The organism is Pseudomonas sp. TE3786 (genome assembly GCF_054057335.1).
Map to the genome: position 1 here is coordinate 19,100 of NZ_JBSRZF010000023.1, position 21,217 is coordinate 40,316.

A 21,217-nucleotide genomic window follows, 5' to 3' on the forward strand; every position below is an offset into this window, starting at 1 on the left:
GCCCCATGCTGATCGCTGCCAATACGGCTGTCTCCATCGACTATACCCTGACCAACGATGCTGGTGAGGTGATCGACAGCTCTGCCGGCGGCGCCCCGCTGGTTTACCTGCAAGGTGCAGGCAACATTATCGTCGGTCTGGAAAAAGCCCTGGTTGGCAAGCAGGCTGGCGATGAACTGACCGTGGCCGTTGAGCCTGAAGAAGCTTACGGCGAATACAGCGCCGAACTGGTCAGCACCCTGAGCCGCAGCATGTTCGAAGGCGTTGATGAACTGGAAGTGGGTATGCAGTTTCACGCTTCCGCGCCGGACGGCAGCATGCAGATCGTCACCATCCGCGATCTGGACGGCGACGACGTCACCGTCGACGGCAACCACCCGCTGGCTGGCCAGCGTCTGAACTTCCAGATCAAGGTCGTTGCCGTACGTGCGGCCAGCGAAGAAGAAATCGCCCATGGTCATATCCATGGCGAAGGTGGTCACCACCATTGATTCAGCTAAGCTGCTGTAGCGGCTAACTGGATTACCAAAAAGGCGCTCAACAGGGCGCCTTTTTTGTCCGTAAGGGCTTCGTTTGTAATGACTGATCGGGAGTTCGTCATGAGTGCTTTTCACGACATCAATTTACGTGCCTTGGATGGCCAGGAATTGTCGCTCGCGCCCCTCAAGGGCAAGGTTGTGCTGGTGGTCAATGTCGCCTCGAAATGCGGCCTGACGCCCCAATACGCGGGTTTGGAAAGTCTGTACCAGCAGTACAAGGACCAGGGTTTCAGCGTGCTGGGCCTGCCTTGCAACCAATTCGCCGGCCAGGAACCTGGCAGCGAAGATGAGATCAAGGAATTCTGCAGCCTCAACTATGGCGTCAGCTTTCCGCTGAGCAGCAAGCTCGAAGTGAATGGCCCGGGCCGTCACTCACTGTACCGTCTGCTGGCGGGCGAGGGTGCGGAGTTTCCGGGGGATATCACCTGGAATTTCGAGAAGTTTCTGGTGGGGCAGGATGGCCGGGTGTTGGCGCGCTTTTCACCGCGTACCACACCGGATGATCCGGCGCTTATCCAGGCAATCGAAAAAGCCTTGGCCTAATACCGCCTCGCTGTTCTCCTAGGAGCGGCTTTAGCCGCGATGCCTTTGATCTTGAAAAGCATCGCGGCTAAAGCTGCTCCTACGAGTCGAGTTTTTCCTCAACCCTGATGAGCCTCGCGGTTGCCGTTGCCGCGGCCTGCATTCAGCTCATCTTGCCCGTCAAAGTCGAAATCACGCACCGGCTGGCCCTGCAATTGGGCGCGTTTGAGCTGGTATTCGTCGAACGACAAGCCCTGACGGCTCAAGTCTTCCAACGCTTTCTGGCGCAGCTCCAGGGCGGTGTAGGGTTTGAGTTCCAACATCGAGTGGCCTTGGCCAGCACAACCAGTCAGAACGGTAGCAATCAGTAGCAGGGCGATAGTTGCGAAGCGGTTCATTGGAGCCTCCTATCGGCCCGGTGAGTGAGAGTGAGGCCAGACTATTCCTCGCTCCGCTTCGGTTGAAATCGACCGTTTCAATAGCTGGTATCGATAAGGTCGAGTCCGCTGTGTTGGCTTCGCAGAGCTCAACCCAACCTACGTCAGGGCCATCGCGATATCGCGATTTACCGATTCGTCTGTAGGGCTTTATCACTGCTATCAATGATGCTGGGCGAAGCGAGACGACCGGTCATATGATCGCCGCCATGACTACAGCCAACCCCACTATCCGGCTCGACAAGCGCGATCTGATCCTGACCAAAGGCTCGGAAGTGATGCTGCGTCGCGGCTACCACGGCACCGGCGTGCAAGAGATCGTGCAGGCCGCCGGTATTCCCAAAGGCTCGTTCTATCACTACTTCGCCAGCAAGGAAGACTTCGCCGTCCACGCACTGGAACACCTCTATGCCCCGCGCCTGCAGCGTTACGCCAGTGCGCTGGGTAATTCGGCGCTGAGCCCCTGTCAGCGCATCCTGAGTTTCTATGGCGAGCTGTTGAACCACTTCCGTCGCCAGGAAAAACCGCAGTACCACTGCTTTATCGGCAGCCTGAGTTTTGAAATGGCCGAGCCCTCGCAACCAATTGGCCTGCAGGTGGAAAGCATTCTGCAGCGCTCGGTGGACATCCTTGCCGGGTGTTTGATCGAAGCCCGCGAGGCAGGCGAGTTGAGCGCCGAAACCGATTGTGTGGAGTTGGCGGAATTTATCGCCAATGCCTGGGAAGGCACCTTGATGCGGATGAAGGCCGGCGCCAACGCCGCCCCGCTCAGCGTCTTTCTGCACCAACTGGAGCGTCTGCTGACGCCCGCTTATTGATGACCCAATGGCCCCTGAGGCCCGTTAGGAGATTTGCATGACCGCTCTTGTGAAAGCTCTGTTCGAACCCTTCCGCCTTGGCGAGCTGGAACTGCCAACCCGCGTCGTCATGGCACCGATGACCCGTTCGTTCTCCCCGGGCGGTGTGCCTAACGCCAAAGTGATCGAGTACTACCGTCGCCGCGCCGCCGCAGGTGTGGGCCTGATCGTGACCGAGGGCACCACCGTCGGCCACCAGGCTTCCAACGGCTACCCGCATGTGCCGCGTTTCTTTGGTGAGGACGCGCTGGCCGGGTGGAAACAAGTGGTCGACGCGGTACACGCCGAAGGCGGCAAGATCGTTCCGCAACTCTGGCACGTCGGCAGCGTGCGCCGCATCGGCACCGAGCCGGACGCCAGCGTGCCCGGCTACGGCCCGACCGGCAAAACCAAGGATGGCGTTGAAGTCGTCCATGGCATGACCAAGCAGGATATCGACGACGTCATCGCTGCTTTCGCCCAGGCCGCCAAAGACGCCCAGGCCATCGGCATGGACGGCGTGGAAATCCACGGTGCCCATGGCTACCTGATCGACCAGTTTTTCTGGGAAGGCTCCAACCAGCGCGACGACGAATACGGTGGCAGCCTGGCCAACCGTTCGCGTTTTGCCATCGAGCTGATCAAGGCCGTGCGTGCTGCCACCAGCCCCACTTTCCCGATCATCTTTCGCTTCTCGCAATGGAAGCAGCAGGACTACACCGCCCGCCTGGTGACAACGCCAGAAGCCTTGGGTGAATTCCTGCAGCCACTGGCCGACGCTGGCGTGGATATTTTCCACTGTTCCACCCGCCGTTTCTGGGAGCCGGAGTTCGAAGGTTCCGACCTCAATCTGGCCGGCTGGACCCGCAAACTCACCGGCAAGCCGACCATCACCGTCGGCAGCGTGGGTCTGGATGGCGAGTTCATGCAGTTTATGGTCAAGACCGACAAGGTCGCTCAGCCAGAGAAACTCGATGCCCTGCTGGAGCGTTTGAACAAGCAGGAATTCGATCTGGTGGCCGTGGGCCGTGCGTTGTTGGTTGACCCGGATTGGGCCGTGAAGGTACGCGATGGCCGTGAAGACGAGATTCTCGCCTTCAGCCGTGAAGCGCTGACTACACTGGTTTAAGACATGCTTTTCCCTTTGTTGCGCTGTATTCAGCGCAGCACTTTCAGGCCTCACTTCGGTGGGGCTTTTTTTGTCCGCATAAAAGCATCGCGGCTAAAGCCGCTCCTACGAAATGTGCGATCTCGTAGGAGCGGCTTTAGCCGCGATGCTTTTGTATAGGCATAAAAAAACGGCGCACCAGGCGCCGTTTTTTTACTCATTTGCCATCACACGGTAGCAACAGTCTCTACCTTGCGCGGCGTCAACCCCAGCAGCTCATTGCTGCGGGCGTTGACTTCGCGGTATAGCGTTGCATCGTTTTCCAGGGCTTTTTCCCGTGCCGGGAAAATCGTCTTGAGCTTCTCGGCCCAGGCGGCGTTCACCTGCTCAGGGAAGCAGCGCTCGATCAGTTCCAGCATGATCGACACGGTAACCGATGCACCCGGCGATGCACCCAGCAGGGCGGCGATGGTGCCGTCCTGGGCTGCAACCAGTTCGGTACCGAACTGCAGGATGCCGCCTTTTTTCGGGTCTTTCTTGATGATCTGCACGCGCTGACCGGCAATTTCCAAACGCCAGTCCGCCGACTTGGCGTTCGGGAAGAAACGCTTCAGCGATTCCATGCGTTGTTCGCTGGACTGCAGTACTTCGCTGATCAGGTATTTGGTCAGGTCGAAGTTGTCGCGGGCTACTGCCAGCATCGGGCCGAGGTTGCTCGGGCGAACCGACAGCGGCAGGTCGAGGAACGAGCCGTGCTTGAGGAACTTGGTGCTGAAGCCGGCGTATGGCCCGAACAGCAGGGATTTCTTGCCGTCGACCACACGGGTATCCAGGTGCGGTACCGACATCGGTGGCGAACCTACCGCGGCCTGGCTGTACACCTTGGCTTCGTGCTGTTTGACGATTTCCGGGTCATCGCAACGCAGCCACTGGCCACTCACCGGGAAACCACCAAAACCTTTGCCTTCCGGAATGCCGGACATTTGCAGCAGCGGCAGGGCCGCGCCACCCGCGCCGAGAAAGACGAACTTGGTGTCGACTTCGCGGCTGGCACCGGACTGGGTGTCCTTGATGGTGACACGCCAACCTTTGTCGGTGCGCTTGAGGCCGACAACCTTCTGGTTGTAGGTCGCGCGGCAGTCGCTTTGCTCGCCGAGGAATTTCAGCAGCTGATTGGTCAGGGCACCGAAGTTGACGTCGGTACCGGACTCCACGCGGGTGGCGGCGATGGCTTCATCGGCGGCGCGGCCCGGCATCATCAGCGGCATCCACTCGGCCATGGTGGCCTTGTCTTCGGTGTACAACATGTCATCGAAGGCATGGTGCTTGACCAGAGCGGCATGACGGGTCTTGAGGAACTGGATGCCCCTTTCGCCCTGCACGAAGCTCAGGTGCGGAATCGGGTTGATAAAGGTTTTCGGTGAACCGAAATTGCCTTGCTGCATCAAGTGCGCCCAGAACTGTTTCGACACCTCGAACTGGGTGTTGATGTTCACGGCTTTCTTGATGTCCACCGAGCCATCAGCGGCCTCGGGGGTGTAGTTGAGTTCGCACAGGCCGGCGTGACCGGTACCGGCGTTGTTCCAGGGGTTGGAGCTTTCGATGGCTCCGGACGCCTGCATTTCAGCGACTTCCAGCTTGATGCCGGGGTCGAGCTCTTTCAACAGCACGGCCAGTGTCGCGCTCATGATGCCGGCACCAACCAGCAGCACATCGACAGCCTCGTAATCGTTTTGCGCCATTTGCTCGCCACACTCTTGTGAAGTTGTGAAACCGTTTTTTCACGCTCTTTTGGAAACGTGAACCTCAAAAGTTCGGGTGCCAAGGGTACGTTCTGCGCGCTTTTACCCCCGTATATAGCAGGTGTGGAAGCAAAGCAGAGGTGCCGGAAGGTCACGCGAAGTGGGCGACTCTCTGGGGCGGTGCGGGCTGATGCTGAGTTCATCAGGGTAGCTGCGAGGCCCGAGCAGGAGACGTCCTTATAATCGGGGCGCGATTATAACGGTGAAATGACAAAAGTTGGTTTTTTAGCGTGACTTTTCTTTCCCCGCCGGTCAGCCCGCCAACGCCAGACGCCGGTTTGCACCGATGACGACCGCTGTTTACAGGGCGCTGCGCCGGCCGGGCCGGAACCTCACCAGGCCTGCTGGGTCAGAGATTTCAGCGCTGTCAGGCCGCCGTTGCGCTGGGTATACTGCGGCCACTTCAAGCAGCCCAACCGGGCGTTCTAATCCTTGTGGAGAGATGAGCATGCTGCACCGTCTGTTGTTTGGTCTGATCGCTGTTACCAGCCTGACGCTGGTTGGCTGTGCAAACAGCCCGCAACAACTCAGCCCGACGCCGAAACTCACCAGCAATCTCACCCCGGTCGGCCAAGGTCAGCCTGTGGTGGTGCGTGTGGTTGATGGTCGTCCATCGCCGGTGCTCGGTACCCGTGGCGGTCTGTACCCGGAAACCAGCGCTGTCACCGTGCAAGGTGCCGACATCCTGCCAAAGCTGCAGCAACAGGCTGAAGCTGCTGTACGTTTGCTGGGCTTCACCCCGTCGCCCGGCGCGCTGAACGCTCCGCAAATCACCATTACCCTGGCCGATCTGAAATACCAGTCGCCCAAGGAAGGCATGTACGTGACCGAAGCCAGCATCGGTGCCACTTTCCGTGCTGATGTACAGAACGCCACCCGCCGTTACAGCGGCCGTTACGGTGCCACCCTGGAGCAGAAATTCGGCATGGCACCGAACCAGGAAACCAACACCAAGCTGGTCAGCGACGTGTTGAGCGATGCCCTGACCCGCACCTTCAAAGACCCGACCATTGGCCAGATCCTGGCGCAGTAAGGATCTCGCAGGCACAAAAAAGCCCGGTTCGATTCCGGGCTTTTTTGTGCCTGCGAGATCCTTTGTAGCAGCGGTTTCAGCCGCGATGCTCTGGAAGATCAAGAGCATCGCGGCTGAAACCACTCCTACGAGGTAGTGGTTAGCCGCAAAGGCAGTTTCTTCCCTGCTGCTTGGCCTGATACAGCGCGCTATCCGCGCGGGCAATCAAAGTCTGCAAGGTATCGTTCGGGCGAATCTCGGCCAAGCCGATGGACATGGTCACCCCCGGCAATACCCCCACCGGCGAGTAGAACGAGCTCACCTGTTCCAGCGCCAGGCGCAGACGTTCGCCGATGGCGCGGCCTTCGTCGGCGTTCATTCCCGGCAGGAGAATGACAAACTCTTCGCCACCGTAGCGCGTCAGGCTGTCTTTCGGCCGCAGCTGGTTGCGCAGGGTATGCGCCACCAGGCACAAGGCGTAATCGCCGGCCAGATGGCCATGGTTGTCGTTGTAGGCCTTGAAGTGATCGACATCCAGCATCAACAGGCACATCGGCTGGCCATTAAAGGCGCAGCGAGTGTTTTCCCGTTCGAAGATATGTTCCAGCCAGCGCCGGTTGAAGGCACCGGTCAGGGTGTCGACATTGGCGTTCTGCTCGCTGTCGATAATGATCTGGTTGCCCTGGCGCACCCGTTCGCACAGCAGTTCGAGCAGGTTCTGCATCAGCTCCGGCGATTGCGCGAACAGACTGAACAGCGATTCGCGGTGCAGACGCAAGACCAGGCAACGCGTGGCGGCTACCACGTAGGCAGAAGGGTGGTCGTTGTCGATAAAGCTGATTTCGCCCACGCACTCGCCGGCCTGCAGGGTTTTCACTGCCGGGTTGTCCAGGGAGGCGAGGAATACCTTCAATTCGCCTTCCAGCAATACATACAGGTGCTGGTTACGGTCGAACGGCGAGAGCAGTACTTCCTCGGCGTCCAGTTCAAAGGCGTGAAATTGCTCCAGCAGGCGCCCCAGGTTATGGGCGGCGACATTCTGAAACAGACGCATGTCATGGATGGAATGCAGGTCGGCCTGCCACTGCGCGTTTTTCATCGCAATTGAAGCGTTCCATGTGGATAAACAATAGGGAATGGCATCGCGACGCATCCTTTCGTAAGTGCGAAAACCCGGTTTAGCTGAACAGGGTCCTGGCCGTGGTAACCCATGGCGAAAAGCGTCGGTCGGGTTGGCGATCATCATGTTCGCCGCGCCGCCTGATGGCACTTCGCCGGTTAGGGCAGGTTGGAAAAAGACCCAGGTGAACCATAGCTGGCAAGGCAGCAATCTGCTGCTCAGCGGTTCACAGCCCGGCAACAATTCTGAGCCTGCTACCGGATCGTTCGTTCCCTGTTTATTTCGGTAGTGTCAGACGTCAGCCACTACCTGGTAGCGCACGGCATAGCCGGACAGGCACGCATCAATAGCTGCATGGCGCGCCGCGTCTAGCTTCTGGAAGTACAGGCGTGCCAATTGACCATGGCTGTCGTCGGCGCTGACCTCCACGCGCACCTGCGGGTCGATATGCCGTAGGTCGGCCTCGAAAACCCGACGGATGGCGTCATGGCGCAGGCTCGGTTTGAAGGTTTTACCCACGGCGGTGAGCGGAATGGCGTCGATGATCCACACATCCTTGGGCACTGCCGCCCGCTCTGGAATATGGGCGGCGGCGTGGCTGAGCAGTTCCTCGGCGCTGACGCTGGCCCCCGGCACCAACTGCACGTACACCACCGGCAGTTCGCCCGCTTTTACACAGGGTTTGCCCACTGCGGCGGCCATGGCCACGGCCGGATGCTTGTGCAGTGCTTCTTCGATCATCTGCGGGTCGATATTGTGCCCGCCGCGAATGATCAGGTCCTTGCTGCGCCCGGTTAGCCAAATAAAACCGTCGGCGTCGATGCGGCCCAGGTCGCCGGTATTGAACCAATCGCCATCGACCCAGATGCCCGTGTTCTTGTCTGTTTGCAGGTAGCCGTTGAACACCGTGATGCCGCGCAGCACCAGGTTGCCGATTTCGTTTTCGGCGGCGTCACGCAGATAGTTGCCTTGTTCATCGAGCACGGCGATTTTCACTTCGCAGTACGGCATGCGGATGCCGATGGAGCCAGGGCGGCTTTCGCCCGCCGGCGGGTTGCCACAGCTGCCGCAGGTGCCTTCGGTAAGGCCGTAGCCTTCGATCAGCTTGAGGCCGGTTTTGCTCTCGAACTGGCGGATCAACTCCACCGGCATCGGTGCCGCACCACACAGGGCGTAGCGCAGGCTAGACAGGTCGTGGCCGGCGCTCGGCACCTGTAACAAACCGGCGTAGATGGTCGGTACGCCGCTGAAAAAGCTCACCCGGTAACGTTCGATGATCTTCCAGAAATTCTGGATCAGGCTCTGGCTGCGATAGCCCTGGGGCGTGGCCAGCAGCACCTCGGCACCGACATAGAAGGGCGCGAGGCCGGTGACCATCACGCCGTTGACGTGGAACAGCGGCAGGCCGCAGAGGGTTACGTCGCTGGCATGCAGGTCGATGGCAAAGGCCAGGATCATGGCCATCGCCACTTCATTGCGATGGGTGTGCGGCGCTAGCTTTGGCGTGCCGGTGGTGCCGCCGGTGTGGAAGTACGAGGCGATGTCGTCGGCCGCGATGACCCGGCCGCTTTCCAGGTGGTCAGCGGGGGTAACGGCGATCAGTTCGTCGAAGTCCAGCACCCCCGCAGGCAAACCACCGCGCTGGGCTTTGAGCCCGCTGCGCTGCGGCTCGGGCAAGTAGTTGGCCATGTCCACCGTGATGATGTGCTTGAGCTCGGGCAAGTGCTCGCGCAGCGCGGCGACCTTGTCCCACAGGTCGGTGCCAGGGAAGGGGGCCAGCGTTACCAGTACCTCGGAATCGGAGGCGCGGATCAACTCGGCAATATGCTCACTGTCCAGCAGCGGGTTGATCGCATTGACCACCCCGGCCGCTTCACCGCCCCACAACGTGAAGTGGGTGTGCGGTAGATTGGGCAGCAGAAACGACACCGCCTTGCCCGGCCCTACACCGAGGCGATGCAGGGCGTTGGCAGTTTGCGTGACCTTGCCGAACAGCTCGCCATAGCTCAGCTGGTAGGGCTGCTCTTCACTATTGCCGTGCAGCAGAAAGGTCAGGGCCGTAGCGTCGGGATTGCGCTCCGCACTGCGTTGCAGCAGCTCGTAGGTGCTGGCCGGCATATCGCGGTCTTGCAGGGCGATCTGCTCAATCGCCAGGGTGTCGCGCAGTGACGCAATGGCGGGTACTTGAGCGGGGTGGTGAACGACGGCTTGGCTCATTTGCTGACCTTTTCTGATTCGCGGGTTTCAGCCCAATCGCGCCGCCAGCCAGGTGCCGATATCTCGGATTTCCTGGGGCAGCACTTCATGGCCCATAGGGTATTCCTGCCAGGTCACTGGTACGCCCTGTGCCTCCAGGCAGTCATGGGCAGCGCGACCCATGGCGCGCTGCACGATGTCGTCAAACGTGCCATGCAAACAGTAAACCGGCAGTTGTTTTTTTGTAGCCGGCAGTTCTACGTCAGTGCTGAGGGTTGGGGAGTAGGTGGAAAGCGCCAGCACGCCGCCCAGCGGCCCATGCCAGCGTAGGAAGCCGGCGTGGTACACCACCGCTCCGCCTTGGGAGAAGCCGGCGAGGAAGATCCGTGCCGGGTCGATGCCGCTGTCGCGCTGCCCTTCGATCAGCTCGATCACGCGCTGCGCCGAGTCTTCCAGTTGCTGGCTGTTGATCGCCCGCGCCGGACTCATGGCCAGAATGTCGTACCAGCTGGGCATGGCGTAGCCGCCATTGATGGTTACCGCTTGGGTTGGTGCCTGGGGCAGCACAAAGCGTGTGCTGGTCAGCTGTTGCTGCAGCGCTTCGGCCACCGGCAGGAAGTCGAAGCGGTCGGCACCCAGGCCATGCAGCCAGATAACGCAGGCGTCGGCAGTAAGTGTGGGCTCAAGTATCAGATTTTCGTGCATGTCAGGCTCCAGTTCGGTGCGCACGCTCCGCGATGGGGCGTCGGCTGATTGAGGGTTTGGCTGATCCGTTAAGAACTTGTCGCAAGGCTACAAGTTTTGCTCTTGACCTGCCTAAATCGCCCTTTTCCGGGGCGTATGGTACGGGCTTTGCTATAAGTGATTTAACCGATTGCATGCCCCAATTTGGGTAACACTCCACCGTTTGCCAGCGCCGATTCAGGCAAGGTGTTCGGGCAATCGCGTTACGCAGGAAACAAGCTATAGAAAAATAAGCCAAGGGAAATTCCCAACAGATTCGCCACGGGTTGCCAGGCAGGCAGCTAAGCGAACGGGAAAATCCCCAACCCGTGTGTTCGTGCAAACCAATGCAACGCGTATACGGGGGGTGAGTTTTGGCCGGTGGGAGCATCGCCAACTAGACTCGCTCTCAGGTCAGCACCCCGTATTAGCCATCCTCGATGGCTGAGCGTGCCTCAAAAGGGTACGGCGGTGGGGCCAAGACTCCAAACACAACAACAGCAACTGGAGGTTTTAATGAAGATGGTGAAATCCACCCTGGCTATCCTGACCGCAGCGACCATTCTTGGCGCCAGCGGCTTCGCTCAAGCGGGCGCGACTCTGGATAAAGTGAAGAAACAAGGCTTTGTTCAGTGCGGTGTAAGTGACGGTCTGCCGGGCTTCTCGGTTCCAGATGCCAAAGGTAACTACCAGGGTATCGACGTTGATATCTGCCGTGGTGTTGCTGCTGCCGTGTTGGGCGATGCCTCGAAAGTCAAATACAGCCCGCTGACCGCCAAGGAACGCTTCACCGCGATCCAATCCGGCGAAGTCGACATGCTGTCGCGTAACACCACCTGGACCAGCTCCCGCGATGCGGGCATGGGCCTGGTATTCACCGGCGTAACTTACTACGACGGTATCGGCTTCCTGGTTAACAAGAAGCTCGGCGTTTCCAGCGCCAAGGAACTCGACGGCGCGACCATCTGCATCCAGGCCGGTACCACTACCGAACTGAACGTGTCGGACTACTTCCGCTCCAACGGCCTGAAATACACCCCGATCACCTTCGACACCTCCGACGAAAGCGCCAAGTCGCTGGAGTCCGGCCGTTGCGACGTGCTGACCTCCGACCAGTCGCAGCTCTACGCACAGCGCATCAAGCTGGCTGCACCGACTGAGTACGTGGTTCTGCCGGAAGTGATTTCCAAAGAGCCGCTGGGCCCAGTCGTACGTAAAGGCGACGAAGAGTGGTTCAGCATCGTTCGCTGGACACTGTTCGCCATGCTCAACGCTGAAGAGGCCGGTATCACCTCCAAAAACGTTGAAGCTGAAGCCAAGTCCACCAAGAACCCGGACGTTGCTCGTCTGCTGGGTGCTGACGGTGAATACGGCAAAGACCTGAAACTGCCGAAAGACTGGGCAGTGCAGATCATCAAGCAAGTGGGTAACTACGGCGAAGTGTTCGACCGCAACGTCGGTGCGAGCAGCGAGCTGAAGATCGAGCGTGGCCTTAACGCTCTGTGGAACAAAGGTGGTCTGCAATACGCACCACCAGTGCGTTAATAGAAAAGCCCGGTCGCCGTCAGGCGGTGTGAGAACGCGTTCTCCCATCGTCTGATCGGCGATTTTTTTGTTTCAACGTACCTGGGGCATTCCATGCAAAATAAAATCGGCACAGCGGGGAGCTTTTCGTTAAGCGATCCGCGCTTGCGTGCCTGGCTCTTTCAGATCATTACGATCGTCGCGGTGGTGGGCACTGGCTGGTTTCTGTTCGATAACGTGCAGACCAACATGCAACACCGCGGCATCACCTCCGGCTTTGGCTTCCTGCAAAACAGTGCAGGCTTCGGCATCGCCCAGCACCTGATCGACTACACGGAAGCGGACACCTACGCACGCGTGTTTGTCATCGGCTTGCTTAATACCTTGCTCGTTTCGGCCATCGGTATCGTGCTGGCCACCATCCTGGGGTTCATCATCGGTGTGGCGCGGTTGTCGTCCAACTGGGTGATCAACAAGCTGGCCATGGTCTATATCGAGACCTTCCGTAATATCCCGCCGCTGCTGCAAATCCTGTTCTGGAACTTTGCGGTGCTGCAGCCCCTGCCAGGGCCGCGCAACAGCATCAACGTGGGCGACACCTTCTTTCTCAGCAACCGCGGTTTGAACATGCCCCAGGGCACGGCAGCCGACGGCTTTGCCGCGTTCGCCGTGGCCGTGGTGCTGGCGATTGCGGCCACTGTGTTGATGGTTCGTTGGGCCAACAAGCGCTTTGAGGCCACCGGCGTTCCGTTCCACAAGGGCTGGGTCGGCGTTGCCATCATGGTGGTTATTCCTGCGCTGAGCGTGATCATCTTCGGCGCCCCGTTCCACTGGGAAACGCCAGTGCTCAAGGGTTTCAACTTCGTCGGCGGCTGGGTAATGATTCCCGAGCTGTTGGCGCTGACCATCGCCCTGACCGTGTACACCGCCGCGTTTATCGCCGAGAACGTACGTTCGGGCATCAAGTCGGTTACCCACGGGCAGACCGAAGCGGCGCACTCGCTGGGCCTGCGCAATGGGCCAACCCTGCGCAAAGTGATCATCCCGCAAGCCATGCGCGTGATCATTCCGCCGCTCACCAGCCAATACCTCAACCTGGCGAAAAACTCCTCCCTGGCCGCCGGTATCGGCTACCCGGATATGGTGTCGTTGTTTGCCGGTACGGTGCTCAACCAGACCGGGCAAGCGATTGAAGTAATTGCCATCACCATGAGTGTGTACCTGGCCATCAGTATCAGCATTTCGATGTTGATGAACTGGTACAACAAGCGCATTGCGCTGATCGAACGGTGAGGAAGGGCGCATGACGACTCATACATTCAAACCCGACATGCCACCACCGCGCACCAGCGTCGGCGTGGTGGCGTGGATGCGGGCCAATCTGTTCTCCAGTTGGCTCAATACACTCCTGACCCTGTTCGCCATCTACCTGATCTGGCTGATCGTGCCGCCGCTGTTGAGCTGGACGATCTTCGACGCCAACTGGGTCGGCACCACTCGCGCCGACTGCACCAAGGAAGGCGCGTGCTGGGTGTTTATTCAGCAACGCTTCGGCCAGTTCATGTACGGCTTCTACCCCACCGAACTGCGCTGGCGTGTCGATGCCACCGTGTGGCTGGCAATCATTGGTGCGGCGCCGCTGTTTATCAGCAAGTTCCCGCGCAAGGCCTATTACGCCATCGGTTTTCTGGTCATCTACCCGTTGGTAGCGTTCTGGCTGCTGCACGGCGGCCTGGGCCTGGAAAACGTCGCCACCAGCAAATGGGGCGGCTTGATGCTGACCCTGGTGATTGCCGCGGTCGGTATTGCCGGTGCGTTGCCGCTGGGCATTTTGCTGGCGCTGGGCCGTCGCTCGAAGATGCCCACCATTCGCGTGGTGTGCGTCACCTTCATCGAGTTCTGGCGCGGCGTACCGTTGATCACCGTGCTGTTTATGTCCTCGGTAATGCTGCCGCTGTTCCTGCCTGAAGGCATGAGCTTCGACAAGCTGCTGCGCGCCCTGATCGGCGTCATCCTGTTCCAGTCGGCCTATGTGGCCGAGGTGGTGCGCGGTGGCATGCAAGCCATTCCCAAGGGCCAGTACGAGGCGGCTGCCGCCATGGGCCTGGGTTACTGGCGCAGCATGGGCCTGGTGATTTTGCCGCAAGCCCTGAAGCTGGTTATTCCCGGCATCGTTAACACCTTTATTGCCCTGTTCAAGGACACCAGCCTGGTGATCATCATCGGTCTGTTCGACCTGCTCAACAGCGTCAAACAAGCCTCCGCCGACCCGGCCTGGCTGGGCATGGCCAGCGAAGGTTATGTATTCGCGGCCCTGGTGTTCTGGATTTTCTGTTTTGGTATGTCCCGCTACTCCCAGCATCTGGAGCGTAAGCTGGACACAGGCCACAAGCGTTAGGAGTCGACTAAATGAGCGAAGCGAACAAACAGCCTGTGAGCCCTGAAGGCATTATTCAAATGCAGGGCGTAAACAAGTGGTACGGCCAGTTTCACGTACTCAAAGACATCAACCTGAACGTGAAACAGGGCGAGCGGATCGTGCTGTGCGGGCCGTCTGGCTCGGGCAAATCGACCACCATCCGCTGCCTTAACCGCCTGGAAGAACACCAGCAGGGCCGCATCGTCGTAGACGGCGTGGAACTGACCAGCGACCTCAAGCAGATCGAAGCGATCCGCCGTGAAGTCGGCATGGTGTTCCAGCACTTCAACCTGTTCCCCCATCTGACCATTCTGCAGAACTGCACCTTGGCTCCGATGTGGGTGCGCAAGATGCCCAAGCGCAAAGCCGAAGAAATCGCCATGCACTACCTGGAGCGCGTACGCATTCCAGAACAAGCGCATAAATACCCAGGCCAGCTCTCCGGTGGTCAGCAACAGCGTGTGGCCATCGCTCGTGCCCTGTGCATGAAACCGAAAATCATGCTGTTCGACGAACCCACTTCCGCCCTCGACCCCGAGATGGTGAAAGAGGTGCTCGACACCATGATCGGCCTGGCCGAAGACGGCATGACCATGCTTTGCGTAACCCACGAAATGGGTTTTGCGCGCACCGTGGCGAACCGCGTGATCTTTATGGACAAAGGCGAAATCGTTGAACAGGCACCGCCAAACGACTTCTTCGACAACCCGCAAAGCGACCGCACCAAGCTGTTCCTGAGCCAGATCCTGCACTAGTAGCGCCGGTAGGTTGGGTTGAGCCAAAAGCGAAGCCCAACGAGCCTTGCGCAGAGTCGTAGGTGATGAATGATTAATGAAGGAGCCGAAAGGCTCCTTTTTTATTGGGGCCGACGTCGCTGCTAGTGGATATAGATGCCGGGCACATAACGCTCCATAAACGCCTGCGGATTAGCCGGTGCAGTAAAGCCGAACTGCGCATACAGGCTATGGGCATCCGAGGTGGCCAGCATAAAGCGACGCAGGCCTTGCAGTTCCGGGTGGGCGAAGACGGCGGCCATCAATGCCTTGCTGTAGCCCTTGCCGCGCTCGACGGGTAGCACGAATACGTCCACCAGATTGGCGAAGGTGGCGTAGTCGGACACCACGCGGGCAAAGGCCACTTGCCGGCCATTGATATAGCCACCAAAGCACAGCGAGTGGGCGATGGATTTGTCCACGGTGGCGCGCGGGATGCCCTTGGCCCAATACGACTGCTCGCTGAGAAATTGATGAATCAGCGGCACATCCAGTTCGTTGTTGTCGGTGCTGATACGCAAGGCGCTACTCCTCGGCTTTGCTGGCGGCGAGTGGGCCGCGCTGGGGCAGTGCGAGGGTAGCATTCGGCGATGGAACGGTGCTGGCAGGAATCGAGGCGGAATCGGATGGCCGCCTCGAGCTGTTTGTTTTCTAGTGCAAATGATCCAGCAATCGCTTGGCCGCTTCCTGGCCACTCAGCCATGCCCCCTCGACCCGCCCGGACAAACACCAATCCCCGCAGGCATACAGGCCCAGGTCGGCATCCAGTAGCGAGCCCCATTCATGGTTGCTGGCCGGCCGCGCATACAGCCAGCGGTGCGCCAGGCTGAATACCGGGGCGGGCAGGGCGCAGCCGATCAGTTCGGCAAAGGCACCGTGCAGTTGTTCGATCACCGCTTCCTTGCTCAGGTCCAGGTGCTGGCGACTCCAGGTGCTACTGGCGTGCAACACCCAGGTGTCCATGCTGCTGTCGCGCCCGGGTTTGCTGCGGTTGCGGGCCAACCAATCGAGCGGGCCCTCGCGGACGAAACAGCCTTCTACCGGGGTATCCAGGGGCTCGGCAAAGGCCAGGGCAACGGCCCAGGTCGGGTCCATGGCCACGCTGGCGGCGGTGCCGGCCAGTTTTGGTGCGGCCGCCAGCAAGCCGCTGGCCTGGGCGGCGGGGGTAGCGATGATGACGTGGCTGAACGGGCCGTGGGTCTGGCCCTCGGCATCTTGCAGGCTCCAGTGTTGCGGCCCGCGAAACACCTCAGTGATGCGGCAGGAAAACTTCACCGACAACGCCCCGAGCATGGCCCGGGTTATTGCACTCATGCGCGGCGTGCCAACCCAGCGCACCTGCTCATCCGGCGATGCACCGAGCAGGCCGTTGCTGAAGGTGTACAGGCTGGGCGACCATTCGGCGACCCAGCCACGGGCCTGCCATTGGTGCACGGTTTCCAGAAAACGCCGGTCGCGGGCGGTGAAATATTGCGCGCCCATGTCCAGCGCGCCGGCATCGCTGCGCTTGCTGGCCATGCGGCCGCCACTTCCGCGGCTCTTATCGAACAGTTGTACGGGCAGTCCTGCGTCGTGCAGGGTTTTTGCGGCAGAAAGACCGGCAATGCCGGTGCCAATGATGGCGACGGGAAAACTCATATCTGACCTCTGATCTGGCAGGCTGGGCTGACAATCTCCTGGTACTGGCCAAGGGCGGGGAAAGCCGTGCGACGGTAGTCGGGCGGGCGGCTACCGGGCGTGCTGGCGCGAGGACCCTCCCTCGCTCTGATTCGCGGATTGGCCACAGGTTCTGGCGGCCTGTGTGCTGTTGTTAGGTATAGAACGCTTAGCCCGGGTGCGCCTGCTTTGTTTGTTGATCTGCTCTGCCCGCGCGTTCCTCCTTATAATGCCCGGCCAGTCGGGCTGGTTTTGTCTTTCACCGGCTTTTTTCCGCTTCATTTGGCTTCGCTAGGGAGTTTGCATGACCGATCACGCTCTGCTTCTGGTCAACCTCGGTTCACCGGCCTCGCCGCAAGTAGCCGACGTACGCAGCTACCTCAACCAGTTTCTGATGGACCCCTACGTTATCGACCTGCCTTGGCCGATCCGCCGCCTGCTGGTGTCGCTGATTCTGATCAAGCGCCCGGAGGCCTCGGCAGAGGCCTATGGCTCGATCTGGTGGGAGGGCGGTTCGCCGCTGATCGTGCTCAGTCAGCGCCTGCAGACGGCCATGGCTGATACCTGGAAGCACGGCCCGGTGGAGCTGGCTATGCGCTACGGCGAGCCTTCGCTGCAAACCGTGCTGACCCGCCTGGCCAAGCAGGGGATCAAAAAAGTCACCCTGGCACCGCTTTATCCACAGTTTGCCGATAGCACCGTGACCACGGGGATCGAAGAGGCCAAACGGGTGGTGCGCGAGCAGAACCTGGCGCTGGAATTTTTCACCCTGCGACCGTTCTTTGCCGAGCCAGCCTATATCGACGCGCTGGTGGCCAGTGCCCAGCCGTATCTGCAGCAAGGCTTCGACCACCTGCTGCTGAGCTTCCACGGCTTGCCGGAAAGCCATATCCGCAAACTGGTGCGCGACCCCAAACACGACCTGCGCGCGCCCGACAGCAAAGGCGTCAGCGACGAGATCATGGCCTTCTGTTACCGCAGCCAATGCCAACGCAGCGCCGAGGCCTTTGCCGAGCGTTTGGGGCTGAAGCCTGAGCAATGGTCGGTGTCGTTCCAGTCGCGCCTGGGCCGCAATAAATGGATTGAGCCCTACACCGAAGCGCGTCTGGATGAGCTGGGCAAGCAGGGGGTGAAAAAGCTGTTGGTGATGTGCCCGGCCTTTGTTGCCGACTGCATCGAGACCCTGGAGGAAATCGGTATTCGTGGCCAGGAGCAATTCCACGAAGCCGGTGGGCAGGAGCTGGTGTTGGTGCCGTGCCTGAACGATCACCCGCAGTGGGTGCAAACCCTGACCGCGCTCTGTGAACAGGCACCGGCAGGGCTGGGCAACCCGCTGAATTCGTAACAGGTTTTTGCCAGGCGCTGAAAAGCCCCGCCTCGGCGGGGCTTTTTTATGCGTTTTAACAGCATCGCGGCTGAAGCCACTCCTACAAAAGCACCTCGTTTGCTCTCGTAGTAGCGGCTTCAGCCGCGATTGGCACCCGGTAAATCACCCGTCAATCAACCCTAAGAGGTATTCCAGGAAGTAAAAAACAGGTGCTGACCAGCAAGTCATTCGCCAAAGGCCCGTACCTCCATTCGCTCGGCTGATAACGGCCAAACGGCGGTCTGTATGGCGCTACTCTGCGAGCACTTTCAACGGCCGCGCGTTGCACTGGCAGCGCCGAAGGAGACCATGGTGCATAACAACAATAATGCCGGTTATCCCTCCAGCCTCCGTGCTTGGGGCACTGTCACCATTCTGATGGTGGCGTACATCCTGTCGTTTATCGACCGGCAGATCCTCAACCTGCTGGTGGGCCCGATCCGCCGCGATCTGGAAATCAGCGACACGCAGATGAGCCTGCTGATGGGCTTGTCCTTTGCGCTGTTCTACACCGTCTGCGGCATTCCCCTCGGACGCCTGGCCGACACCAAGAGCCGCCGTGGCCTGATCGCCATTGGTGTGCTGTTCTGGAGTGCGATGACCGCTGCCTGCGGCATGGCCCGTCTGTACTGGCAATTTCTGCTCTGCCGTATCGGTGTGGGTGTAGGTGAAGCCGCGCTGTCGCCGGCGGCCTATTCGCTGATTGCCGACAGTTTTCCCAGCGACCGCCGCGCCACGGCCATCAGCGTCTATTCGATGGGCGTGTACCTGGGCTCGGGCCTGGCGTTTCTGCTCGGTGGCCTGGTGATCAAGTTCGCCTCGGCCCAGGGCGATGTGGTGTTGCCGGTGCTCGGTGAAGTACGCCCCTGGCAGTTGATCTTCCTCCTGCTGGGCGCTGCCGGCGTGCTGTTCACCCTGTTGATGCTCGCGGTGCGTGAGCCGACGCGGCGTGGCGTGGGGGCCGGGGTTGCGGTGCCGCTGAGCGAAGTGGGGCGTTATATCCGCGCCAACCGCAGCACCGTGCTCTGCCACAACTTCGGCTTTGCCGGTCTGGCCTTTGCCGGCTACGGCAGCGCCGCCTGGATTCCGACCTTCTATATCCGCACCTATGGCTGGGATGCCGGCCATGTCGGGGTGGTGTACGGCAGCATCGTCGCCGTGTTCGGTTGCCTGGGCATCGTCTTTGGTGGCCGCCTGGCCGACTGGATGAACAAGCGCGGGCGTACCGACGGCAATATGCGCGTCGGCCTGATCGCCGCCATCGGCGCCTTGCCGTGCGTGTTGGCGTTCCCGCTGGCCAGCGATGGCAATATCGCCTCGATCTTTATGTGCCCGGCGGTGTTCTTCCTCAGCATGCCGTTCGGCGTGGCCCCAGCGGCCATCCAGGACATCATGCCCAACTCGATGCGCGGCCAGGCCTCGGCCATTTACCTGTTTGTGATCACCCTGATCGGCCTGGGCATTGGCCCGACGGCGGTGGCCCTGGTGACGGATTACGGGTTTGCTGACGACAACGCGCTGAAGTACTCATTGCTGATCGTCACCACAGTGGCCGTGTTGCTCTCGGTGGTACTGCTGGCGAAAGGCTTGAAGCCCTATCGGGCCAGTGTGGAGCGGCTGAAGGGGTGGAGTGCGGAGCCTGCGGTTGAGGCGATGGGCGTGCCGGCCAAAGCCTGAGGTTGAGGTTTGCAGGTCTGACAATCGCGGCTGAAGCCGCTCCTACAGGGGATGGTATTTTCCTCCGCAGGAGCGGCTTCAGCCGCGATGCTTTTAAGCGGTCAAACCCAGGTATTGAGCTCCAACGCCAGTCTGGAGGTCAGGCGCAGGTACTGCTCGCTGGACTTGTGCAGAAACGCCTGGCTATCCACCGTCAGCTCGCGGCTCTGTTTACCCGCGGTTTCGTAGCGATACAGGGTGTGTTCATCCTGCTGACGCAGGCACAGGTAGCGCTGAATTCTGGGTTGTACGGTGAACGTCAGCAGATCCACATGGGCCACTGACACCTCTTCGCTTTGCCCCACGGCCAATGCGCTGCGCTGCAGGATCGCCGTGTGGGTAAAGGGTGTGGCCGAGAGCATTACATGCTGGCACTCATTGAGGTCGTGGCGCGGCTCGCCATTGAGCTGCCAATGGCCGCGAATATCGCGCTCCAGGGTCAGGCTGCGCTGGCCGAGGTTATCCACCTTCAGCCACAGGCGGCGGAAGTGCCAGTGCGGATCGTAGTTGAGCATATAGGTGGCGGCGATGCTGTTGCCGCGCACGCTCTGAATCAGATGGCTGCTGGCGTGAATGCCGCTGTCGTCCTGGCGCAGGCGCAGGTTTTCCACGCCGGGGTTGAGCCAGGGCTTCCACACAAGGGTTTGTTGCTGCATCAAGGTAGGCTGCATCCGTGCAACTCCAGGGAGCGGACGGCGGGGCCCATTGCTGCAGCCGCAGGGCACCGTCCATGGTGTGTTCCGGCGGGAAGAATAAGCGCTGATTTCTGTGATGTATGTAGGATTTAAGCTACAAGATATTATTTTTTTGCGACGCTAAGCCTTGCGCTTGAGCGGTTGCTGCTGAAAGTTCACCCCGCTCAAACCGGTTTCCATCAGTGCGCGGATATTGCCGTGATCGCTGTCGGTCGGGGTGGCCAACACACTGCGGTAATGCTCGCCAAAGGCGCGCAGGGTTTCTTCCAGGCTCAGGCCTTCGAGCAGGGCCAGGCCGAGGGTTTTGCACGAGCCTTCGTTCTGCCCGCTGGCGTTGTTCTGGTTGCCATTCACAAAGGCGCTGGGCTGGTAGTCGTAGTGCTCGGCAATAAATGCCAGGGTGCTGGCGAACAGGTGTTGGTCGCTGCGCAGGGCGGCGCGGAAATCGTTGAGTGCAGTCATTACTTGTGACCCTTGTTGAACGCCGCTTGCTGGTCGCTGCTGGCTTCTTTCTGGTATTTGCTCTTCCACTCGCTGTACGGCATGCCGTAGATCTCTTCGCGCGCCTGGTCGATGCTTACCGGCAGGCCGACATCATCGGCGGCGGCTTTGTACCACTTGGACAGGCAGTTGCGGCAGAAGCCGGCGAGGTTCATCAGTTCGATGTTCTGCACGTCGGTGCGGTCGCGCAAGTGTTGCACCAGCTGGCGAAAGGCGGCGGCTTCGAGTTCGATCTGTTCTTGCTCGGTCATGGCGAGGTACTCCGAGAACGT

The 21,217-nt window shown here is 60.1% G+C and carries 21 protein-coding genes; 11 read left to right on the forward strand and 10 right to left on the reverse strand.

What is annotated here, in order from left to right; genetic code table 11:
• The first annotated feature begins 5 nt into the window (after positions 1–5).
• Together ACVW0Y_RS20630 and ACVW0Y_RS20635 are read left to right on the forward strand one after the other, a co-directional pair.
• Positions 6–491 (forward strand): FKBP-type peptidyl-prolyl cis-trans isomerase, encoded by a 486-nt coding sequence (locus ACVW0Y_RS20630; RefSeq protein ID WP_457440968.1) that lies wholly within the window; start codon positions 6–8, stop codon positions 489–491.
• Positions 492–599: 108 nt separating this feature from the next.
• Complete coding sequence (locus tag ACVW0Y_RS20635) at positions 600–1,082, forward strand: glutathione peroxidase (protein ID WP_457440969.1); 483 nt, start codon at positions 600–602, stop codon at positions 1,080–1,082.
• A 98-nt stretch (positions 1,083–1,180) separates the two neighbouring features.
• On the opposite strand, the gene ACVW0Y_RS20640 is transcribed toward ACVW0Y_RS20635, so the two are convergent.
• Positions 1,181–1,459 carry a hypothetical protein gene (locus ACVW0Y_RS20640; protein ID WP_457440970.1) on the reverse strand — a complete coding sequence of 93 codons (279 nt, stop codon included), beginning with the start codon at positions 1,457–1,459 and terminating at the stop codon, positions 1,181–1,183.
• A gap of 248 nt (positions 1,460–1,707) precedes the next feature.
• On the opposite strand from ACVW0Y_RS20640, the gene ACVW0Y_RS20645 reads away from it, so the two are divergent.
• Entirely contained in the window at positions 1,708–2,316 is a 609-nt protein-coding gene (locus tag ACVW0Y_RS20645; RefSeq protein WP_457440971.1) for a TetR/AcrR family transcriptional regulator, read from the forward strand.
• Between the two features lie 37 nt (positions 2,317–2,353).
• Positions 2,354–3,463: an NADH:flavin oxidoreductase gene (locus ACVW0Y_RS20650; protein WP_457440972.1), complete on the forward strand. Its 1,110-nt coding sequence runs from the start codon at positions 2,354–2,356 to the stop codon at positions 3,461–3,463.
• Between the two features lie 206 nt (positions 3,464–3,669).
• Here the strand turns inward: ACVW0Y_RS20650 and mqo are convergent, their stop codons facing one another.
• Positions 3,670–5,184 (reverse strand): malate dehydrogenase (quinone), encoded by a 1,515-nt coding sequence (gene mqo / locus ACVW0Y_RS20655; protein ID WP_457440973.1) that lies wholly within the window; start codon positions 5,182–5,184, stop codon positions 3,670–3,672.
• 508 nt (positions 5,185–5,692) lie between these two features.
• On the opposite strand from mqo, the gene ACVW0Y_RS20660 reads away from it, so the two are divergent.
• On the forward strand, positions 5,693–6,277 hold the full coding sequence (locus ACVW0Y_RS20660; RefSeq protein ID WP_457440974.1) for a YajG family lipoprotein: 585 nt from the start codon (positions 5,693–5,695) through the stop codon (positions 6,275–6,277).
• Positions 6,278–6,416: 139 nt separating this feature from the next.
• Here the strand turns inward: ACVW0Y_RS20660 and ACVW0Y_RS20665 are convergent, their stop codons facing one another.
• From ACVW0Y_RS20665 to ACVW0Y_RS20675, 3 genes are all read right to left on the reverse strand, one after another.
• Positions 6,417–7,355, reverse strand: a complete 939-nt coding sequence (locus ACVW0Y_RS20665; protein WP_457440975.1) for a GGDEF domain-containing protein — start codon at positions 7,353–7,355, stop codon at positions 6,417–6,419.
• Between the two features lie 312 nt (positions 7,356–7,667).
• A complete protein-coding gene (locus ACVW0Y_RS20670; RefSeq protein ID WP_457440976.1) occupies positions 7,668–9,593 on the reverse strand; it encodes an acyl-CoA synthetase in 1,926 nt (641 codons plus the stop codon).
• A gap of 27 nt (positions 9,594–9,620) precedes the next feature.
• The gene (locus tag ACVW0Y_RS20675; RefSeq protein ID WP_457440977.1) at positions 9,621–10,277 is read right to left on the reverse strand and encodes an alpha/beta hydrolase; all 657 of its coding nucleotides are present in this window, start codon (positions 10,275–10,277) and stop codon (positions 9,621–9,623) included.
• Positions 10,278–10,811: 534 nt separating this feature from the next.
• Between ACVW0Y_RS20675 and ACVW0Y_RS20680 the strand changes: the two genes are divergently transcribed.
• From ACVW0Y_RS20680 to ACVW0Y_RS20695, 4 genes are all read left to right on the forward strand, one after another.
• Positions 10,812–11,840: an amino acid ABC transporter substrate-binding protein gene (locus ACVW0Y_RS20680; RefSeq protein ID WP_457440978.1), complete on the forward strand. Its 1,029-nt coding sequence runs from the start codon at positions 10,812–10,814 to the stop codon at positions 11,838–11,840.
• A gap of 93 nt (positions 11,841–11,933) precedes the next feature.
• On the forward strand, positions 11,934–13,112 hold the full coding sequence (locus tag ACVW0Y_RS20685; RefSeq protein WP_457440979.1) for an amino acid ABC transporter permease: 1,179 nt from the start codon (positions 11,934–11,936) through the stop codon (positions 13,110–13,112).
• Between the two features lie 10 nt (positions 13,113–13,122).
• A complete protein-coding gene (locus ACVW0Y_RS20690; protein WP_457440980.1) occupies positions 13,123–14,217 on the forward strand; it encodes an amino acid ABC transporter permease in 1,095 nt (364 codons plus the stop codon).
• Between the two features lie 11 nt (positions 14,218–14,228).
• Complete coding sequence (locus tag ACVW0Y_RS20695) at positions 14,229–14,993, forward strand: amino acid ABC transporter ATP-binding protein (RefSeq protein ID WP_457440981.1); 765 nt, start codon at positions 14,229–14,231, stop codon at positions 14,991–14,993.
• A gap of 122 nt (positions 14,994–15,115) precedes the next feature.
• Here ACVW0Y_RS20695 and ACVW0Y_RS20700 read toward each other — a convergent pair whose 3' ends face one another.
• Positions 15,116–15,532, reverse strand: a complete 417-nt coding sequence (locus tag ACVW0Y_RS20700; protein WP_457440982.1) for a GNAT family N-acetyltransferase — start codon at positions 15,530–15,532, stop codon at positions 15,116–15,118.
• A 130-nt stretch (positions 15,533–15,662) separates the two neighbouring features.
• Entirely contained in the window at positions 15,663–16,649 is a 987-nt protein-coding gene (locus ACVW0Y_RS20705; RefSeq protein ID WP_457440983.1) for an NAD(P)/FAD-dependent oxidoreductase, read from the reverse strand.
• A 322-nt stretch (positions 16,650–16,971) separates the two neighbouring features.
• Between ACVW0Y_RS20705 and ACVW0Y_RS20710 the strand changes: the two genes are divergently transcribed.
• Both ACVW0Y_RS20710 and ACVW0Y_RS20715 read left to right on the forward strand, forming a co-directional pair.
• Positions 16,972–18,012 carry a ferrochelatase gene (locus ACVW0Y_RS20710; protein ID WP_457440984.1) on the forward strand — a complete coding sequence of 347 codons (1,041 nt, stop codon included), beginning with the start codon at positions 16,972–16,974 and terminating at the stop codon, positions 18,010–18,012.
• Between the two features lie 333 nt (positions 18,013–18,345).
• Positions 18,346–19,710, forward strand: coding sequence for a spinster family MFS transporter (locus tag ACVW0Y_RS20715; RefSeq protein WP_457440985.1), 1,365 nt, complete (start codon positions 18,346–18,348; stop codon positions 19,708–19,710).
• 101 nt (positions 19,711–19,811) lie between these two features.
• On the opposite strand, the gene ACVW0Y_RS20720 is transcribed toward ACVW0Y_RS20715, so the two are convergent.
• The 3 genes from ACVW0Y_RS20720 to ACVW0Y_RS20730 form a co-directional block, all read right to left on the reverse strand.
• Positions 19,812–20,420, reverse strand: a complete 609-nt coding sequence (locus tag ACVW0Y_RS20720; protein ID WP_457440986.1) for a putative glycolipid-binding domain-containing protein — start codon at positions 20,418–20,420, stop codon at positions 19,812–19,814.
• Between the two features lie 144 nt (positions 20,421–20,564).
• Entirely contained in the window at positions 20,565–20,906 is a 342-nt protein-coding gene (locus ACVW0Y_RS20725; protein WP_457440987.1) for a HopJ type III effector protein, read from the reverse strand.
• Positions 20,906–21,196, reverse strand: coding sequence for a DUF1244 domain-containing protein (locus ACVW0Y_RS20730; RefSeq protein ID WP_457440988.1), 291 nt, complete (start codon positions 21,194–21,196; stop codon positions 20,906–20,908). The genes ACVW0Y_RS20725 and ACVW0Y_RS20730 overlap by 1 nt, the downstream gene beginning before the upstream one ends.
• Positions 21,197–21,217 lie beyond the last annotated feature (21 nt).

What these genes read in the sequence shown, in the direction of transcription:
- ACVW0Y_RS20630 (WP_457440968.1), top strand. Translation starts at nt 6, where the DNA reads ATGCTGATCGCTGCCAATACGGCTGTCTCCATCGACTATACCCTGACC.
- ACVW0Y_RS20635 (WP_457440969.1), top strand. Translation starts at nt 600, where the DNA reads ATGAGTGCTTTTCACGACATCAATTTACGTGCCTTGGATGGCCAGGAA.
- ACVW0Y_RS20640 (WP_457440970.1), bottom strand. Translation starts at nt 1,459, where the DNA reads ATGAACCGCTTCGCAACTATCGCCCTGCTACTGATTGCTACCGTTCTG.
- ACVW0Y_RS20645 (WP_457440971.1), top strand. Translation starts at nt 1,708, where the DNA reads ATGACTACAGCCAACCCCACTATCCGGCTCGACAAGCGCGATCTGATC.
- ACVW0Y_RS20650 (WP_457440972.1), top strand. Translation starts at nt 2,354, where the DNA reads ATGACCGCTCTTGTGAAAGCTCTGTTCGAACCCTTCCGCCTTGGCGAG.
- mqo (WP_457440973.1), bottom strand. Translation starts at nt 5,184, where the DNA reads ATGGCGCAAAACGATTACGAGGCTGTCGATGTGCTGCTGGTTGGTGCC.
- ACVW0Y_RS20660 (WP_457440974.1), top strand. Translation starts at nt 5,693, where the DNA reads ATGCTGCACCGTCTGTTGTTTGGTCTGATCGCTGTTACCAGCCTGACG.
- ACVW0Y_RS20665 (WP_457440975.1), bottom strand. Translation starts at nt 7,355, where the DNA reads ATGAAAAACGCGCAGTGGCAGGCCGACCTGCATTCCATCCATGACATG.
- ACVW0Y_RS20670 (WP_457440976.1), bottom strand. Translation starts at nt 9,593, where the DNA reads ATGAGCCAAGCCGTCGTTCACCACCCCGCTCAAGTACCCGCCATTGCG.
- ACVW0Y_RS20675 (WP_457440977.1), bottom strand. Translation starts at nt 10,277, where the DNA reads ATGCACGAAAATCTGATACTTGAGCCCACACTTACTGCCGACGCCTGC.
- ACVW0Y_RS20680 (WP_457440978.1), top strand. Translation starts at nt 10,812, where the DNA reads ATGAAGATGGTGAAATCCACCCTGGCTATCCTGACCGCAGCGACCATT.
- ACVW0Y_RS20685 (WP_457440979.1), top strand. Translation starts at nt 11,934, where the DNA reads ATGCAAAATAAAATCGGCACAGCGGGGAGCTTTTCGTTAAGCGATCCG.
- ACVW0Y_RS20690 (WP_457440980.1), top strand. Translation starts at nt 13,123, where the DNA reads ATGACGACTCATACATTCAAACCCGACATGCCACCACCGCGCACCAGC.
- ACVW0Y_RS20695 (WP_457440981.1), top strand. Translation starts at nt 14,229, where the DNA reads ATGAGCGAAGCGAACAAACAGCCTGTGAGCCCTGAAGGCATTATTCAA.
- ACVW0Y_RS20705 (WP_457440983.1), bottom strand. Translation starts at nt 16,649, where the DNA reads ATGAGTTTTCCCGTCGCCATCATTGGCACCGGCATTGCCGGTCTTTCT.
- ACVW0Y_RS20710 (WP_457440984.1), top strand. Translation starts at nt 16,972, where the DNA reads ATGACCGATCACGCTCTGCTTCTGGTCAACCTCGGTTCACCGGCCTCG.
- ACVW0Y_RS20720 (WP_457440986.1), bottom strand. Translation starts at nt 20,420, where the DNA reads ATGCAGCCTACCTTGATGCAGCAACAAACCCTTGTGTGGAAGCCCTGG.
- ACVW0Y_RS20725 (WP_457440987.1), bottom strand. Translation starts at nt 20,906, where the DNA reads ATGACTGCACTCAACGATTTCCGCGCCGCCCTGCGCAGCGACCAACAC.
- ACVW0Y_RS20730 (WP_457440988.1), bottom strand. Translation starts at nt 21,196, where the DNA reads ATGACCGAGCAAGAACAGATCGAACTCGAAGCCGCCGCCTTTCGCCAG.